Genomic DNA, 17,662 nt, shown 5'->3' with positions numbered 1-17,662 from the left:
ATTAAGATGTATATTTTAAATTTGCATACTCATTGTAATGGTTCTATTTTTGAACCCTAATTTTTCATATAGTTTTAATGCTTGATTTCCTGCATATACACTTAAACGAACCTCTGAATATCCGTCTTGTTTAAGATGTTCGATACCAGTTTTCATTATTTGTTTTGAAATTCCATTGCCCCTAAATTCCTCTAACACAAACAATTCATAAATAAATCCGTATATCTTTTCCGTAAATTGGTCTTTACTTGTTCCTATAAGAATCCAACCCATTAAATTATCGCCTTCTGTTGCTATTAAATAATAACTTCCTTTCTGCAATAATCGTTCAATAAGTTGTTTGACTTTTTCATCCGTAGGTTTTGCCTCACCTAATGTACCATCGAATAATGCTTTTGGTGAAAGTGATAAAACCTTTTTATATTCCATATAGTTTGGTTTTCTAATCTCCATAAATAAAGTTCTCCTCTCATGAACACTACCGAATCTATGTCTGGTGTAATTATAGCAAGGACTTGGTTGGGTTTGAATAACAACAAAATTTCTTTATCAGAGCCTTTTATAAAAAATTTGAAAAGATTATATACCAAATATTGCTGAGCTAATTGATAGGTATGCTTTTTTAAGTAAAATGTGAATATAGTGACTCCACGAAAGTTTTAACAATTTGAGCTGTGAAATAAAGCATATTATGATGAGGAGCGCAGTTATGAACTTGTATCGAGCGAAGTACCTTCTATACTTATTGGCCTTAATAGGAATGCTATCACTGGTAGTCTTACCCTTGTTATCTATAAAGGTTGAAAACCCCTTCCTTAGTAAAACAATAGTTGTTCTACCATTTGTATTAGTATTAATGGGGAAATCTCTTTCAATAATAGACAAAAAGAGAAATCGGGAAATGGGTCTGAAAGATTGGACTTTTACTATCGGCCTAACCATTTCAATGGTATTATTCCTGATTTTTTAAGTCGGATTGTATCAAAGTTAAAGATGTTTTGATCGAACTAGGAGCACATAGTAAAAACGCTAGAATATGTGGTATCCTAGCGTTTTTTCTGTATTAACTCGTTTATCCCGGTGCAACCGTCCGTAAGACTCCCACTTCAAAAATGAAGTGAAACAGTGATGATTAAGTGGGAGTAAACGGGCGCTAACACCCCGATTCGTTCAACTAACAATCAGTGGGCGAAGAACGAAAACCCCCACTGGTTCGAGTTTCACTTTATTTATAACTTTCCTCTAACTGATCGACAAGGGATCCGACAAACGAAACAGCTTTTTTAATGGCGTCTGGTTTAGACATATCAACCCCAGCTTGTTTAATAAGATCAAGTGGTTTTAATGTGCCGCCAGCGCGGAGGACATCTAGCCATTTGTCTACAGCAGGCTGCCCTTCAGTTTGGATTTTTTCTGCCATGGCAGTAGAAACCGTTAGTCCCGCAGAATACGTATATGGATATAGTCCCATATAATAATGTGGTTGACGCATCCATGTAAGTCCTGCTCCTTCATCAAATGTTACGGTATGTCCCCAGAATCTCTCAAGTGTCTCTCTTTTCTGCTCTGTTAGCACATTCGCTGTAAGTGGTGTTCCTTCTTCTGCCAAATCATACACTCTACGCTGAAACTCTCCTTCAAGAAGGTGCGTAACAAAGTTATGATAATATGTTCCTAGTAATTGCGTAATGACCCAGCGTTTCATCCGTTTATCATCTGTTTTGTTCATTAAATGATTTGCCAGTAGCAGCTCATTAATCGTAGACGGTGCTTCTACGAAATATGTGGAAGGGCGAGTATTAAGAAGGGATTGATTCTTCCCAGCTAAATAGAAATGTCCAGCGTGTCCAAGCTCATGGGCAAGTACGAAAGCCCCGCGCATTGTATCCGTCCACGTAACTAAAATATACGGGTGCACACCATAAGGACTGGAGCAAAAAGCACCTGTCGCTTTTCCAACATTGTCCGCAAGATCAACCCAACGATCATGAATTCCTTTCTTCATAATCTCCGTATATTCAGGTCCCATGACTTCCAATGCTTCTAGTATGGTAGATGTCGCCTCTTCGTAAGTGGTAACCGGAGTAAACTCAGGGTCAAGTGGTGCTTTGAGGTCACAGTATTGTAGTTCCTCTAATCCTAGTTTATCTTTCATTAGCTTTGCATAGCGTTGCATATGCGGAGCCAACTCATCCTGGATTACGTCCAACTGATTATGATACATTTCCTTGGTAACTTGCTGGGATTGCAGTAGCATATCTGTAACGGAGTCATATGAACGCAATTTAGACATGGTTACCTGTTTGGTTACCTCAGTAGCGTACGTTGCTGCAAACGTATTTTTGTATTGATTAAGTGTGTTGGTAAAAGATTTATATGCAGCTCGGCGTGTTTCCGTATCAGCGGATAACTCGTACCGATCTTCATACAACGCAGCAGACATTGGTTGTTCTACACCGTCCTTATCTGTAATAGAGTCAAATTGCATATCAGATGATTTGGTGCGTCCATAGACCATGTATGGTGCATCATGGACTTCACTTAATGCTGCCAGTGTTTCTTCGATCTCAGGAGCTAGCGTATAAGGCTTTTTTTCTAAGGTATCCTGCAACATTTTTCCATATGTTTTTAAGGCAGGCTGGTCCTGTAAAAATTGTGAGATTGTCTCATTTGATAATGTTAAGAGTTCAGATTGGATAAAGGATAGCTTAGTGCCAATGGAAGCCATGGCAGCTGAAACTTTTGCCGCATCTCGTTGGTTATCAGGATCAGAACCATCCGCACTTGCACGAAGACTAGCGTATGTAGCAACACGAATAACACGTTGTTGATAAGCTTCTAGTGTTTCTAAACAAGAAAGAAGTGTTCCGGCGTTTTCCCCTAATTTCCCTTTATAGGCTGTCACGTTTGTAACGTCTTGCTGTACAGCACCTAGTTCTGTTTCCCAGTTTTTATGTGTTGTAAATAGGTCAGTTAAATCCCATGTTTGTTCTGTAGGTACTTCTGAACGTTTTAAACGATTTGTTGTTCCTGTAGTCATTTTGTATTTTCCCCTTTCTGATATCATGGTGTATGTATGCGATAGATGTTCATTTATTTCGGAGCAACCGTCCGTAAGACTCCGACTTCAAAACATGAAGTGAAACCGTTAAGTTTTTAGAGGGAGTAAACGGACGTTAATACCCCGATTCGTTCAACTAACAATCAGTGGGGGAGAATGAAAACTCCCACAGATTGAAGTTTCACTTTATTTCGTTACTCTAAGTATTATAATATATTGTAGGCATAAATGATAGAATTATCGCTTAATTTAAGGATCTTTTCAGTTTGAAAAACGTATTACTTGTTATTATGGAATAGCAAGGAGGGGAAGGTATTAAAATAGGTTCACTTTATTAAAAAGAGGAAAGAATGAAAGGTACCAGAAAAAAAAGCAGCTATGAAGCCATAGCTGCTTTAGGGTAGATAGATTAGTAAGTGTTATAGTACAGTGAAAAAGAGTGAAATTATTTATCTTGCGGGATGATCACATTCGTCACATAGGTTACCATAACAGTCGGCTTGTTCTACCATGTCAAGCCCACATTGACTGCATTTCTTCTTTGGCAGATTGCGAAAGAACTCCATAACTTTAAACATATGTGAATCCTCCTTTGCTAAGATAATGCTATTGTATTATAACAGTATGAAAATTGTCAATACTGTGTTACAACAAAATGCGAAAAAGGATGTGTCGTTATGAAATTAACTGTAATAGGTTTCTGGGGAGGATATCCTGCCCCTGGTGGTGCAACGTCTTCTTATCTTCTAGAAAAAGACGGGTTTTCTTTATTGATCGATGCAGGAAGTGGCTCATTATCTAAGCTTCAACAGTATATACCAGTGACAGAGTTGAATGCCGTTATTTTATCTCATTATCATGAGGACCATGTGGCAGATATTGGTGTTCTTCAGTACGCAAAGCTAGTAAATTATTATGTGAACGGTGCTGATGGCATTCTTCCAATCTATGGGCATGTGTTGGATAAAGAAGGATTTGCTACCTTGTCACACGAGTACACAGAGGGAAAAGCTTATCAGCCTGATGAATCTGTAGATATTGGGCCATTTCAAATAAGTTTTCTGCAAACCGTTCACCCGGTTCCATGTTTCGGAATGCGGATAACAGACGGTGAGCATACGGTAGTATATACAGCGGACAGCAGTTTTAAAGAAGAGTGGATCCCATTTTCAAAAGGGGCTGACCTGCTGATAACGGATTGTAATTTTTATGCTGAGCAAAATGGAGAGAGTGCTGGACATATGACGAGTAAAGAAGGTGGGGAGATTGCGCAAAATGCTAAAGTGAAAACATTAATGCTAAGCCATCTTCCTCAATATGGAGACACGAAGCAATTAGTAGAAGAAGCAAAAGAGCAATACAGTGGAACTGTATTACTTGCGAAAGAAGGACTAATTTGGCAAGCTTAAACCTTATTTTTGATTTAGCGAGATAGATGCCTTAAACTTAATGGTGGATATATCCTATTGGGAGGTTAATTGGTATGAAGTTTATAGACAATAAAGGAATTACAGATCCAATGGTTAATCTGGCATTGGAAGAATATGTACTACAGAATTTTGGAGAGAAAGATACATATTTGCTATTTTACATTAACAAGCCATCCATTATCATTGGGCGCAATCAGAATACCATCGAAGAAATTAATACAAGCTATGTTGATGAAAATGGTATTAAGGTTGTCCGCAGGCTTTCTGGCGGCGGTGCCGTGTACCATGATGAAGGGAACTTGAACTTCAGCTTTATTACCAAGGATGACGGAAACAGTTTCCAAAATTTTGCGAAGTTCACCCAGCCGATGGTAGAGGCTTTAAATAAGCTTGGGGTCCCAGCTGAGCTACAAGGGAGAAATGACTTGGCAGCTAATGGACGGAAGATATCCGGCAACGCTATGTTCTCAACCAAAGGACGGATGTTTAGCCATGGGACATTAATGTTCGACTCAGAAATCGAGAACGTTGTGTCTGCTTTAAAAGTGAGTAAAGAAAAAATTGAATCAAAAGGAATTAAATCCATTCGGAGCCGTGTCGCTAACATTTCCGAATTTCTTGAAGCGTCTCTAACAATGGACGAGTTTAAAGAAACCATTTTAAAACATGTTTTTGATGTGGAAGATATTGCAGATGTCCCACAATATGAGTTAACAGAGGAAGATTGGAATAACGTAGAACAAATTTCCAAGGAACGTTATCAGAATTGGGAATGGAACTATGGTAAATCACCTTCTTTTAATATTCAAGAGACCCATAAGTTTGATGCAGGCCTCGTTGATGTTCGTCTTGACGTGAAAAAGGGTATTATTGAAAACTGTAAAATCTACGGTGACTTCTTTGGGGTTGGTAGTGTGGAAGTAATTGAGGATAAACTAAAAGGCGTTCGCCATGAAAGAAAATCGATTGAAGAAGCCTTAGCAGGTGTCGATGTGCCGCATTATCTTGGGAAAATTACCAAAGAAGACTTTATTAATTTAATCTATTAAGAGAAAGCTCACCTCGGTGAGCTTTTTATATTTGAAAAAGTGGAAGGAGCAGTCAAAGTGAATCGAGAAGCGGTTAACTGAATCGGGATTGCACCAAACTGAATCGAGAGCTACCTAACCAAATCTAAAAATGCCGTTAATAAACCACTCACTTTTCGATAGATCCTTTTTAATTGTCAACAATTTCAAAATTGCTTGAAAACAAATTAAGCCTACTTTATAATAAAGACAAGCATAAAATATAAAACTATTTTTTTGGCAACATAATGAATGACTATTCATTCATCACCATTAAAGGGAGGTTTATTTGTGAATATCAGTGATCAACTATCGATTACAGCAAAGGAAAACCCGGCAAAGATAGCATATATTTTCGAGGAAGCGGAAACGAGTTACTTAGATTTGGAAGGTGCTGTACAGCGGTTTGCTTCCAGTATGGAGGCTTTAGGTTATAAAAAAGGAGACCATATTGCCCTGATTGTAGGTAATTCACCATATTATGTAATTAGCCTTTATGGTGCCTTAAGACTTGGCCTTGTTGTTATTCCTGTAAATCCCATGTACACTGCCAATGAGTTGTCCTATATCCTACATAATGGAGATGTGAAAGCGATCATCACCATGGATGTAATGCTTGAGAAACTCGCTTCTATTGATCAGGATTTACCTAGTGTAAAACATTATATTTCCTGTGATTCAGGAGCTGGGGTATCAGTACAGGGAAATTTATTACAGCCAAAAATGAAAACGTTTTCTGGTTTAGTGGGAAAAGGCGAAGGAGATTTTGAGAGGCCGGTATTAGATGATCAGGATACGGCGATTATTCTGTACACCTCTGGTACGACAGGGAAGCCCAAAGGTGCTGTGCTCTCTCATGAAAATATTTATTCGAATGCCAAAGACGTAGCAGATTATCTAGGGATTAGTGGAAAAGACCGCATGATTGCAGCGCTCCCAATGTTCCATGTTTTCTGTTTAACTGTTTCGCTAAACGCTCCCTTGATGAATGGAGGCACCATTCTAATTATCCCTAAATTTTCACCGGCGGATGTACTGCGCATAGCCAATGAAAGGGAAGCCACTGTTTTTGCTGGTGTACCGACAATGTATAATTATCTTTTACAAGCTGTTAAAGGGCAGAAACCAAAATTCGGAAAGGTTCGTTTATGTATTTCTGGTGGTGCTGCAATGCCGGTATCTTTATTGGAGGCATTTGAAGAAACATTTCAAATCCAATTATCAGAAGGCTATGGTTTATCTGAGGCGTCTCCCGTTACCTGTTTTAACCCAATTGATCGTCCTAGGAAAGCTGGCTCCATTGGAACGAGCATCTGGAATGTGGAAAATAAAGTGGTCGATTTGTTTGGTGAGGAAGTGGAAACAGGTGAGGTGGGTGAACTTATTGTGCGTGGGCCTAATGTCATGAAAGGCTATTATAAAATGCCTGAGGAAACAGAGGTAGCTTTGAAGGATGGCTGGCTTTATACTGGCGATATGGCACGGGTTGATGAAGACGGTTATGTTTATATTGTCGATCGAAAAAAGGATATGATCCTTGTTGGGGGATACAATGTGTATCCAAGGGAGGTAGAAGAAGTCCTTTATACACATCCAAATGTCATAGAAGTTGCGGTAATAGGGGAGCCACACCCCGAGAGTGGAGAATCTGTGACTTGCTTTGTCGTAGTGGATGATGCAGAGATCAGTGAAAAAGATTTAATAGATTTTTCTAAAGGCCATCTTGTTAACTATAAAATCCCAACAAGAATCGAATTTCTTGAAGAACTACCAAAAAACACAACTGGAAAGATACTAAGAAGAAGCCTCAAAAGTAGCGTGAATAGTTAGGCCAGACAAAAGAATTGAGAAGATAATTGTAACGATAACTTAAAAAGTGAATAATGATAAATAGCAGTCTCTGTGGCAAATATAAGCGGCAGAGACTATTATTATGGTGAAAATTTTCTTATAAATTGGTCTTAATGTCTTTATTTATTTGCTATAGTTTGGTAGATTTATTATTAAGCCACTTTCTTTCACTGTATAGTGAAAGGATGATATGTATGTTTTTTAATGAAGACATCTACGCTCCTACACCTGAAATTACCCCCCTCACGATGGCTCTCCTAACCGAGGAGGATGCAGCCGGTAACCTTGTCACCTATGTAATGGAAGAACTGAATGATTATACGGTGTCAGTACCTGCAAGCAAAGTTATGGACCATGCCTGTAAATTCTTTGGCTCCAGTCTAAAAGGAAGACAGGACGGCACCCGCGATATTTGTGGGATTACCCATAAGGCCCCTATCTCCGTAGATCCTCTCAGTGGCATGTACTTCTTTCCTACTACCTCACCATCAAGCAAACAATGTTCCTGGATTGCACATTCTCATATTGATCATATTCTTGACGCCGCAGGGCAGGGAACAGAGATTATGTTCAAAAATGGGAAAAAAGTGAATTTATCTGTTTCCTATGGTTCCATGCTAAACCAAGTTCAGCGCACAGCCCAATTCCGATATTTGCTAGATAATCGAATTAGGTTTTTGCAGAAACAGGTTTCGGAAAAGGCGGCAGAGACTTTTGCATAAGCTCTTGTATAATAGCATGCACTTTTTTGCGAATCGCTGGGTTAAAATAATTCCGTTTTTCCTCCCTGCCCTGGCAAATAAAGAGAAAGGAAGAGAAGGAATTATTTTTGTGTAAGGTCACCACCTCAATTCTCCTTTTATTCATTTGCGTGCGTAGCTCCCGCCGTTCGGCACTTGCTACTGTCGTCATGGTCTCCAAAAGCTCCATATAGGGTTCCTTAATTTTAAACGCACCTCTTTCAATATGCTGTATATCCTGTTGTATCACCACGATTGCCATTGAAAGAAATAGAAATCGTGAGGCTATGTGCCGCTCTTCCTCTGTAAGATAGCGCATGATCTCCCTCCGAATAGAACGTTTGTTCCTCTATTATATGTTAAAATGAAGAAAAAATACAACCAAATTTATTAAAGCAGGAAAGAAAGTGGCTGTTTTCCTTTTTATATCTATGCATTTTGCGTCGTTTCCATTAAAATAAAAGTAGAAATAGGCATATAAATGGAGGTTATGCAACCATTTGTATGGGAATAGTGAAATAGTAGAAGAAATTGTACGGACCAGGTAAACACATTTATTCCACCTAAACTGGGCAGTTAGTTTCCCGCTTCGAGAATTCAAGGAGATCGACTACCAGTAAAGGTTCTTTCGAGTAACATTGGTGGGTGAGGTAGAGAACCCCACCAAATGAAGTTTTACTTTATACATACTGAGGAGATTTCACTAAATGGACGCCATAAACACTGCACTAGCTGATTGGAGAATGATGTTTGAAGAAGACAGGTTGGATGAATATATCATGCACCTGCTAGGAGAATATGAACAGCTTGGGCCACTACCAGGTATTTTATTACCTTTCATAGAAGCATTCCTTCCATTTTTACCACTCGTTGTATTTGTCTTTGCAAATGCTGCTGCCTATGGATTGCTTGAAGGATTCTTATTATCCTGGGCTGGTTCAAGTCTCGGAGCTATTCTTGTTTTTTTGATAATCCGAAAGCTTGGAAAAAGGCCATTATTTGCGAAAATCAGGAAGAATAAACAAGTGAAGAAAGTTACAACATGGTTGGAGAGGCATGGCTTTGGACCTTTATTTTTGCTGACCTGCTTTCCGTTTTCCCCGTCTGCTGTAATAAATGTGGTTGCCGGTCTATCGAAAATTAGTGTTCAACAGTTTGTCCTTGCTGTGCTTTTAGGGAAATCGGTTATGATCTTTTCCCTAGCTTATATCGGTTCAAGTATAACGGAATTTGCTAAAAATCCAATGCGTACTATTATTGTAGGGAGTTGTATTGCCATTTTTTGGATTGTGGGGAAAGTTATCGAAAAACGTCTGGAAAAGAAGGCAATGCTAAAAGAAGCGAAGGAACTTGAAAACGATTAAAACACCGCCAAACAGGGTATGAATATGATAGAAGAAAAACCCTGGAGGCTTAATTACGATGAAAAAATGGAGACTTCGTAAACTAATCCCCGTAATACTAATCTTAGCTGTGTTGGTTATCGGATTACGCTCTTTGCTATTCGCTAGCTATGTAGTGGATGGTGAATCCATGCAACCAACCCTTTATGATGGAAACCTGCTTATGGTAAATAAAGTAATTTATGATTTGACACAGGCCGAACGTTTTGATGTCATTGTATTTCATGCAAATGAGGAAGACGATTACGTGAAAAGGGTAGTCGGCCTACCCGGTGATGAAATTTCCTATGAGAATGATAAACTTTACGTTAACGGTAAATACGTAGAGGAGCCATTTCTCGAAGCCTATGTAAAGGCAAGTGAAACAATACCGTATACGTCAGATTTCACGTTAGACGAAGTTACGGGTGAACAAGAAGTACCGGAAGGAAAGCTTTTCGTTATGGGAGATAACAGGCAGGATAGTCTTGATAGTAGAGCGTTTGGTTTTATCTCACAAGAACAGCTTGTTGGGAAAGTAGATATTAAATATTGGCCATTGAACAAAACAAGTTTAAGTCTTGGTAAATAGCTAGGAGCTTCCATCTTTGGTAAAATAGAGGGTGGAAGCTTTTTAAATTGTCCTTTAGCTAAATTGGACGGATTATTTTAGAAAATGAAATATAGAGGGCTGTGCATTATGACTAGCCCTTTTCTTAATACGAGAGTCTTACGTTTTTGACTCCACAATAGGAAGGCATAAATAGCTAGGAAGCAATGACGCTATAGTTAAAATTTTGTAATTGCAAGTAGTATAAGAAAAACGACACATTCGCTAAAAGCGGGTTTTTCTAATAAAGAGAAAATGGGGGAGAAGAATTATGGGACTCCGATTTTTAGCAGGAAGAGCGGGAACAGGAAAAAGTGGTAGAACGATAGACGAGATAAAGGCGAAATTACAGGAAGACCCACAGGGATCGCCTATTTTTTATATTGTGCCAGACCAAATGACATTTCAGCAGGAATATGAGTTATTTCATGATAAGGAGATGGTTGGCAGTATCCGCGCACAGGTTTCTAGCTTTTCTAGACTAGCCTGGCGTGTTTTTCAAGAAACGGGAGGCGGAACTAGACAATTTATTAGTTCTGTTGGAGTTCAGATGATGCTGCGTAAGATTATTGAGGAGAAACAGGGGGATTGGCGTGTCTTTCAAAAGGCCATTGAAAAACAGGGCTTTTTAAAACAACTGGAAGTTATGATTACGGAATTCAAGCGTTATAACATTACCCCTGAATCCCTTCATCGGCAAATGGATGACATCAACCAATATGTTCATAAAGAGCCCGGAGAAGAAGCACTTGTTAACAAATTAGATGATCTTCAATATATTTATGAAAAATTAGTTACCGCACTGCAAGAAAATTATATAGACAGCGAAGACCAGCTCCAGCTTCTAGCAGATAAAATCCATGAAGCTGCTTCTTTAAAGCAGGCGGAAATCTATATTGATGGCTTTCACCAATTCACTCCGAATGAGCTAAGGGTCGTTGAGGCCTTGATGAAGCAATGCAAACGGGTGACCATTGCTCTAACGGTCGACCATCCCGAGGAGACGGAGATTTCAGAACTAAGCTTGTTCTATCAAACGACCGAAACGTATCACGTAGTGAAGCAGATAGCAGAAGAGAACGGAATTGTTCAGGAAGAAACGGTTGTTTTAGAACCGAAGTATGGAAGATTTCAAAGTCGGCCATATTTTGCCCATTTAGAACGTCATTTTGATACTAGACCAGCTCCCAGCTACGATGGAGATGTTCCGATTAAAATTAGGGAAGCAGTTCATCCACGGGCTGAAGTAGAGGGAGCAGCACAGGAGATCATACGTCTTGTAAGAGAAGAAAATTACCGCTATCAGGACCTCGCTGTTTTCCTGCGTGAGACAGACACATATCATGATTTGATTAAAACGGTTTTTAGTGATTATGACATACCTGTATTTATTGATGAAAAAAGAACGATGTTAAATCATGCATTGATTGAACTGATTCGCTCTGTTTTAGATATGGTAGAAGGAAATTGGCGGTACGATGCTATTTTCCGAGTGTTAAAGACTGGCTTTATTCCTGCCACCGATACAGAATATCCTCTGACAGCTGATGCAATTGATGAACTTGAAAACTATGTACTGGAATATGGCGTTCGTTCGAGAGAGCGTTGGATGAGCAAGGAAGAGTGGGTGTTCCAGCGTTTCCGGGGATTTGATGAGACAGCACAGACAGATACAGAGAAGGCAGTCCAAACCCGTGTTAATAAATATCGCCAGCAGGTGGTACAAGCTCTACAGCCATTTGATGAAGCGATAAGACAGGCAACAACCATACGAGAGAGGGCGGTAGTCCTTTTCACTTTCTTGGAGGAAATAAAGGTCCCATCCACACTTGAGAAAATGCGAGATGTATATGATGAGCAAGGAGATGTTGAAAAGGGCCGCGAACAAGATCAGGTTTGGACAGGGATACTACAGCTACTAGATGAGATTGTGGAAATGGCTGGAGATGAAACCATGCCATTGGATACATTCAGGGCAACGCTGGACGCAGGGTTTGAGACCCTAACCTTTGCACATGTGCCCCCTACGATTGATCATGTCATCGTGGGAACGATAGACCGTTCTAGAATTAGCGGAATTTCCTGCACCTTTTTACTTGGCGTGAACGAGGGAGTTTGGCCAATGAAGCCTCAAACTGATGGCATGATTAGTGAACAGGAAAGGGAGTTGCTTGCAAATCATGGTCTACAGCTCGCTGATGGAAGTAAGCGTCAATTACTTGATGATTGGTTTTATATGTATATTGCCTTCACAGCTGCAAAGGACAAATTATATGTAAGTTATCCGCTTAGTGATGGGGAAGGGAAGTCAAAAATGCCCTCCCAGCTTATTAAACGAATTGAGGATCTATTTCCAGTTTGCTGTGATCATCTGTTACTACAGGATCCTGAGGAGCTTGTGGAGGCAGAGCGCTTTATTACAACGCCTGTGAAAACAAGATCTGCATTAACTGCCCAGCTTGCGCGTAATCGCAAAGGTTATCCGGTACAGCCTGTGTGGTGGCATGTGTTGAACTGGTATGTAAGCCATCATGACAAATACAGCACAACGTATAATGTACTGCAAAGCTTATATTATGAGAATAGGCCACTAGATCTTTCTTCTAAAACAGTGCAAGAGCTTTATCCGAAACAGGTAAAAGCAAGTGTGTCTAGATTGGAAACCTATTATCGCTGTTCCTATCAGCATTTTGCCAAGTATAGTCTCGGGCTTGAGGAAAGAAAAACGTATAAACTGGATGCTCCTGATATTGGGCAGCTTTTCCATGAGGCTTTAAAAACAATTACGGAGTGGATACGGACAGAAGGGAAAGACTTTGCCCAGTTGTCTAAGCAGGATACTGATTCCTATGCACAAAAGGCCGTAACTAATCTAGCGCCAATTTTACAGCATCAAATATTGCATAGCTCCAATCGTTATAAATATATTCAACAAAAATTACAGGAAGTCATTGCGCGAGCAGCCTTTGTGTTAAGTGAGCAAGCGAGGCAAAGTAATTTTTCTCCAGTGGGTTTGGAACTTGCATTTGGTGCAGGCCAGACACTCCCGCCACTTAATCTGCCCTTGCCGAATGGGTACGAGTTACAACTTCGAGGAAGAATTGACCGGGTAGACAAGGCGTTAAATCAACAAGAACTATACTTGCGAATTATCGATTACAAATCCAGCGCGAAAGGGTTAAATCTAATTGAAGTATATTATGGCCTAGCCTTACAAATGCTCGCTTACCTAGATGTCGTTTTATCCCATTCGGAACAATGGCTTGGGTCAAAGGCAACACCTGCTGGGGTGCTTTATTTCCATGTTCATAACCCAATGATTTCTGGGAATCAGAAACTGCACGACGAAACAATTCAAGAAGAACTCTTTAAAAAATATAAAATGCAAGGTTTACTCTTGTCGGATGAAGAAATTGTTAAAATGATGGATACGTCCTTGGATTCTGGTTCGAGTCAAATTGTACCTGCTGGGATGAAAAAGAATGGTGGTTTTTATAACTATTCAAAGATTGCTGATAACGAAACATTTTCCAGTCTCCAGTCGCACATTCACCAGTTGATGATGCAGGCAGGAGTCGATATGACAGCAGGTGGCGTACACTTGAATCCATACCAGCATAAACAGAATGTGGCGTGTACGTACTGTCCTTTTCAGTCTGTCTGTCAGTTTGATCCACAATTAGAGACAAATAATTATCGCAAATTATCAGATATGAAAGATGATGAAATACTAGAGAAAATTCAGCAAGATCTCACACGTTAGGGAGGAGGAAGTAGAATGGTTAAATGGACCAAAGAGCAGGAAGAGGCTATCTATACAGGGGGGAAGGATGTCCTTGTTGCCGCAGCAGCCGGTTCTGGGAAAACAGCGGTACTCGTAGAACGGATTATCCAAAAGTTATTAAATAAGCAGCATCCTGTTGACATTGACTCTCTCCTTGTTGTGACGTTCACCAATGCAGCAGCACAAGAAATGCGCAATCGAGTTGGCGAGGCATTAGAAAAGGCGTTGGCTGAAGAGCCGCATTCTCAGCATTTAAAAAAACAAGTCTCCTTACTACAGCGAGCTTCTATCTCCACATTACATTCTTTCTGTTTAGATGTGGTGAGACAGTATGCGTACTTGCTTGATATCGATCCATCATTTCGGATTGCGAACGATATGGAAGCAGATTTAATTAAGCAGGAAGTAATGGACGACTTATTTGAACAATGGTACGGCGAACAGGGAAGTGAACAGACGGCTTTCTTTTCTGTCGTCGATCGATTTTCCAATGACCGCAGTGACGCAGAGGTGGAGGATTTGATATTAAACCTGTATACCTTCGCCGTGCAAAATCCAAGCCCTGACAATTGGCTAGACCAGCTTGCTGACACCTATGCTGTCTCTGAAAGTTGGGAGGAAAATACCCTTTCTTGGCTAACCATTATGAAACGTGAGGTACGTAGCCAATTTACTGCAATGGAAGAAGAGATGCAACTGGCTATGGATATGACAAAAGAAAGTGATGGGCCATACCAATATGCAGAAACCATTGAGTTAGATTTAACAGGTTTACAAGAAGCGAAGGCACATCTAGAGGACTGGAATATGCTCCAGGAGTATATGGTGAAAAGCACTTTTGCCAAACTCTCCTCAAAGAAGATGGATTGTAATGAAACGAAGAAAAAGAAGGTTAAAGCGTTACGCGATAGCTACAAAAAACGTTGGAATGATATGAAGCAGGGGTGGTTTAGCCGTAATCTCGAAAGTCATGTAGAGGACATGAGGGAACTTGCCCCTGTGATCAGAAAGCTAACAGAGTTGGTAAAAGCGTTCAAAGAAGAATTCGCTAAACAGAAAAGAGAAAAAGCTATTGTAGACTTTTCAGATCTAGAACATTTTTGTCTGCAATTGCTTATGGAAGAACCAACAACCCAGGAAGAACCAGTACCTTCCCAGGTCGCCATACAGTTTCAGAAGAAGTTTAGTGAACTACTAGTAGACGAATACCAAGACACAAACTTAGTACAAGAAACACTCTTGCGTCTGCTCAGTGATCAAACTGGACCAGGGAATATGTTTATGGTAGGAGATGTAAAACAGAGTATTTATCGTTTCCGACATGCAGAGCCGACCCTCTTTATTGAAAAATACAAACGCTTTGCCAAGGATGAAGAGCAGGGACAGCGTATCGACCTTGCAAGCAATTTCCGAAGTAGAGAGGATGTTTTGGTTGGAGCAAACTATATCTTCCGACAGATCCTTGATGAAACAGTGGGAGAGGTAGATTATGACCAAAACGCTGAACTAATCTATGGGAATAAAATGTATGACACGTTGCCGCACACGGAACCAGCACCAGAACTGCTTATCATCGATCGAGAAACAGAAGAGGAAAAAGATGACGATAGTGGAGCAGAGGATTATCGTGATTTGGAAAAGGCCCAAATTGAAGCAAGAGCCTATGCTGAGAAAATAAAAGGCTGGATCGGGCAGAAGGACTCGGATCCATTACAAGTAGTTGACAAGGCAACCCAGACACAGCGGGATATGCAGTATCGTGATGTCGTAATACTAATGCGATCCATGACATGGGCTCCAACGATTGCCGATGAGTTAAAAAAGCAAGGGATCCCCGTATATGCCGAAATCTCAACTGGATATTTTGAGGCCATTGAAGTGAAAATAATGATCAGTTTATTAAAAGTGATTGATAATCCAAGACAGGATATTCCCCTTGCATCCGTCCTTCGGTCACCAATTGTTGGCTTAACGGAAGATGATCTAGCCTCCATTCGGCTCGCTGGCCGAAACAAGGGTTTTTATGAAGCCTTAATGCAATTCAAAAAGGAACAAACAGGACCTGTTGCTGATAAGTTAGAACAGTTTTTAATTAAATTAAATGCTTTCCGTATGGCCGCAAGCCAAGGGGCGTTATCAGATTTAATTTGGGATATTTTCCGGGAAACTGGCTATTATGACTTTGTTGGTGGGATGCCTGGCGGAAGACAACGTCAAGCTAATTTAAGAGCGTTGTATGACAGGGCGAGGTCCTATGAAAATACCTCTTTTCGTGGTTTGTTCCGCTTTTTACGTTTTATTGAGCGTATGGAAGAGCGAGGAGATGACCTTGGAGCAGCTCGTGCATTAAGTGAACAGGAGGATGTTGTTCGAATTATGACCATCCATAAGAGTAAGGGGCTTGAATTTCCTGTTGTAATCCTTGGTGCAATGGACAAGCAATTTAACTTAATGGATTTAAACCAAAAGTACTTGCTGCATAAAGATCTTGGTTTTGCTAGTAAATATATTGATCCTGTGAAACGTATCACATATCCGACATTGTTTTTTCAGGCCTTAAAGCAGGAAAAACTTCGTGAGTTGCTTGCAGAAGAAATGCGGGTCCTCTATGTTGCCCTAACCCGTGCGAAAGAAAAACTTGTCATGATAGGGAATGTTGCTTCCTTCGAGAAAAAGCGACAGAAGTGGGAGAAGATGCTTGACCATTCGGAATGGGTGCTGCCCGCACATTATCGTATGGAATCCAAAACCTATCTAGACTGGGTTGGGCCTGCACTAATCCGTCATCAAACAACAGAGATATTGCGAGAAGAAGAACTACAGGATGCCGTACTTGATGAAATACGTGTTGATCCTTCCAGCTGGAATGTACATGTAGTACATGGTAGTGAATTAGCCAACCTCGATGAAACGAATGACGAAACAGAGCTCTCATTGCGTGAAAATCTGGAAGCATGGCAACCAGTTAAAGTTGATGATGAGCAATTGGCTGTTACTGTTGATGAGAGACTATCCTTTCAATATCCTTATATAGAGGCTTCAAAATCAAGGGCAAAACAGTCCGTCACGGAAATAAAGAGACAGCGGGAGCTGAAGGATGAATATAGCGCAGACCAGCTTGTTACACCATTTAAAGCACCGATTGCAAAACGGCCACTTTTTATGCAAAAAGAGAAAACCGTCACTGCAGCTGAAAAAGGGACAGTGTTACATACTGTAATGCAACATATCCCTTTAACAAAAGCCTTAAACCGCTTGGAGATAGAATCATTTATTGAAGAATTGGTTGAGAGAGAAAAGCTGACACGTGATGAGGCGTTTATAGTGGACAAGACTGCTATTGAACATTTCCTCCAAACGGATATTGCGCGCTTTATGATGGAAGCACCTATGGTAAGAAGAGAGGTCCCCTTTAGCTTGTCTCTCCCGACAAGTGAAGTATATGCCAATTGGGAGAATCCTATAGAGGAGAGAGTTTTGGTGCAAGGTGTGATTGACTGTCTAGTCCCATTTGAGGATGGTTGGATTATTTTGGATTATAAATCAGATGCCATTCATGGTGAGATGACTGATAAGATGAAACAAAAGTTGATTAATCGGTATAGCACCCAATTAAAACTTTATCGACATGCCATAGAGAAGATTTGGAAAAAACCTGTAAAGGAAACATACCTCTATTTCTTTTCCAAACAGCAATTGATAAAAGTACCTATAGAAGAAAAAAGCTAAACGCCTAG

The 17,662-nt window shown here is 40.2% G+C and carries 12 protein-coding genes; 8 read left to right on the top strand and 4 right to left on the bottom strand.

From position 1 onward, the window contains the following. Positions 1 to 15: 15 nt before the first annotated feature. The 3 genes from ACTWPF_RS13300 to yhfH all read right to left on the bottom strand — a co-directional run bounded on the left by ACTWPF_RS13300 (position 16) and on the right by yhfH (position 3,639). Entirely contained in the window at positions 16 to 453 is a 438-nt protein-coding gene (locus tag ACTWPF_RS13300) for a GNAT family N-acetyltransferase (RefSeq protein ID WP_443149400.1), read from the bottom strand. A 772-nt stretch (positions 454 to 1,225) separates the two neighbouring features. Beyond that, positions 1,226 to 3,040, bottom strand: coding sequence for an oligoendopeptidase F (pepF, locus tag ACTWPF_RS13295; protein WP_443149399.1), 1,815 nt, complete (start codon positions 3,038 to 3,040; stop codon positions 1,226 to 1,228). Positions 3,041 to 3,510: 470 nt separating this feature from the next. Beyond that, positions 3,511 to 3,639, bottom strand: a complete 129-nt coding sequence (gene yhfH / locus ACTWPF_RS13290; protein WP_081779362.1) for a protein YhfH — start codon at positions 3,637 to 3,639, stop codon at positions 3,511 to 3,513. Between the two features lie 99 nt (positions 3,640 to 3,738). On the opposite strand from yhfH, the gene ACTWPF_RS13285 reads away from it, so the two are divergent. From ACTWPF_RS13285 to ACTWPF_RS13270, 4 genes are all read left to right on the top strand, one after another. Further along, positions 3,739 to 4,470, top strand: a complete 732-nt coding sequence (locus ACTWPF_RS13285; RefSeq protein WP_238018570.1) for an MBL fold metallo-hydrolase — start codon at positions 3,739 to 3,741, stop codon at positions 4,468 to 4,470. Between the two features lie 74 nt (positions 4,471 to 4,544). Continuing rightward, complete coding sequence (locus tag ACTWPF_RS13280) at positions 4,545 to 5,540, top strand: lipoate--protein ligase (protein WP_106896274.1); 996 nt, start codon at positions 4,545 to 4,547, stop codon at positions 5,538 to 5,540. Positions 5,541 to 5,849: 309 nt separating this feature from the next. After that, entirely contained in the window at positions 5,850 to 7,388 is a 1,539-nt protein-coding gene (locus ACTWPF_RS13275; protein WP_443149398.1) for a fatty acid--CoA ligase family protein, read from the top strand. A 215-nt stretch (positions 7,389 to 7,603) separates the two neighbouring features. Beyond that, positions 7,604 to 8,131 (top strand): competence protein ComK, encoded by a 528-nt coding sequence (locus tag ACTWPF_RS13270; RefSeq protein ID WP_058951225.1) that lies wholly within the window; start codon positions 7,604 to 7,606, stop codon positions 8,129 to 8,131. Here ACTWPF_RS13270 and ACTWPF_RS13265 read toward each other — a convergent pair. After that, positions 8,079 to 8,468 (bottom strand): hypothetical protein, encoded by a 390-nt coding sequence (locus ACTWPF_RS13265; RefSeq protein WP_161464080.1) that lies wholly within the window; start codon positions 8,466 to 8,468, stop codon positions 8,079 to 8,081. The genes ACTWPF_RS13270 and ACTWPF_RS13265 overlap by 53 nt on opposite strands. A 388-nt stretch (positions 8,469 to 8,856) precedes the next feature. Between ACTWPF_RS13265 and ACTWPF_RS13260 the strand changes: the two genes are divergently transcribed. From ACTWPF_RS13260 to addA, 4 genes are all read left to right on the top strand, one after another. Beyond that, positions 8,857 to 9,513: a TVP38/TMEM64 family protein gene (locus tag ACTWPF_RS13260; RefSeq protein WP_443149397.1), complete on the top strand. Its 657-nt coding sequence runs from the start codon at positions 8,857 to 8,859 to the stop codon at positions 9,511 to 9,513. Positions 9,514 to 9,571: 58 nt separating this feature from the next. After that, on the top strand, positions 9,572 to 10,123 hold the full coding sequence (lepB, locus tag ACTWPF_RS13255; RefSeq protein WP_036573993.1) for a signal peptidase I: 552 nt from the start codon (positions 9,572 to 9,574) through the stop codon (positions 10,121 to 10,123). A gap of 289 nt (positions 10,124 to 10,412) precedes the next feature. Continuing rightward, on the top strand, positions 10,413 to 13,904 hold the full coding sequence (addB, locus tag ACTWPF_RS13250; protein WP_443149396.1) for a helicase-exonuclease AddAB subunit AddB: 3,492 nt from the start codon (positions 10,413 to 10,415) through the stop codon (positions 13,902 to 13,904). Between the two features lie 15 nt (positions 13,905 to 13,919). Next, entirely contained in the window at positions 13,920 to 17,654 is a 3,735-nt protein-coding gene (gene addA, locus ACTWPF_RS13245) for a helicase-exonuclease AddAB subunit AddA (RefSeq protein WP_443149395.1), read from the top strand. Positions 17,655 to 17,662 lie beyond the last annotated feature (8 nt).

It is taken from the genome of Oceanobacillus sp. M65, from assembly GCF_052246275.1.
Classification (GTDB): domain Bacteria; phylum Bacillota; class Bacilli; order Bacillales; family Amphibacillaceae; genus Oceanobacillus_B; species Oceanobacillus_B jordanicus.
Note: the sequence above shows the minus strand (reverse complement) of the source record. Positions and strands in the feature narration are given on the sequence as shown.

What these genes read in the sequence shown, in the direction of transcription:
- lepB (WP_036573993.1), top strand. Translation starts at nt 9,572, where the DNA reads ATGAAAAAATGGAGACTTCGTAAACTAATCCCCGTAATACTAATCTTA.
- ACTWPF_RS13260 (WP_443149397.1), top strand. Translation starts at nt 8,857, where the DNA reads ATGGACGCCATAAACACTGCACTAGCTGATTGGAGAATGATGTTTGAA.
- ACTWPF_RS13285 (WP_238018570.1), top strand. Translation starts at nt 3,739, where the DNA reads ATGAAATTAACTGTAATAGGTTTCTGGGGAGGATATCCTGCCCCTGGT.
- addA (WP_443149395.1), top strand. Translation starts at nt 13,920, where the DNA reads ATGGTTAAATGGACCAAAGAGCAGGAAGAGGCTATCTATACAGGGGGG.
- ACTWPF_RS13265 (WP_161464080.1), bottom strand. Translation starts at nt 8,468, where the DNA reads ATGCGCTATCTTACAGAGGAAGAGCGGCACATAGCCTCACGATTTCTA.
- yhfH (WP_081779362.1), bottom strand. Translation starts at nt 3,639, where the DNA reads ATGTTTAAAGTTATGGAGTTCTTTCGCAATCTGCCAAAGAAGAAATGC.
- ACTWPF_RS13280 (WP_106896274.1), top strand. Translation starts at nt 4,545, where the DNA reads ATGAAGTTTATAGACAATAAAGGAATTACAGATCCAATGGTTAATCTG.
- pepF (WP_443149399.1), bottom strand. Translation starts at nt 3,040, where the DNA reads ATGACTACAGGAACAACAAATCGTTTAAAACGTTCAGAAGTACCTACA.
- ACTWPF_RS13270 (WP_058951225.1), top strand. Translation starts at nt 7,604, where the DNA reads ATGTTTTTTAATGAAGACATCTACGCTCCTACACCTGAAATTACCCCC.
- addB (WP_443149396.1), top strand. Translation starts at nt 10,413, where the DNA reads ATGGGACTCCGATTTTTAGCAGGAAGAGCGGGAACAGGAAAAAGTGGT.
- ACTWPF_RS13300 (WP_443149400.1), bottom strand. Translation starts at nt 453, where the DNA reads ATGGAGATTAGAAAACCAAACTATATGGAATATAAAAAGGTTTTATCA.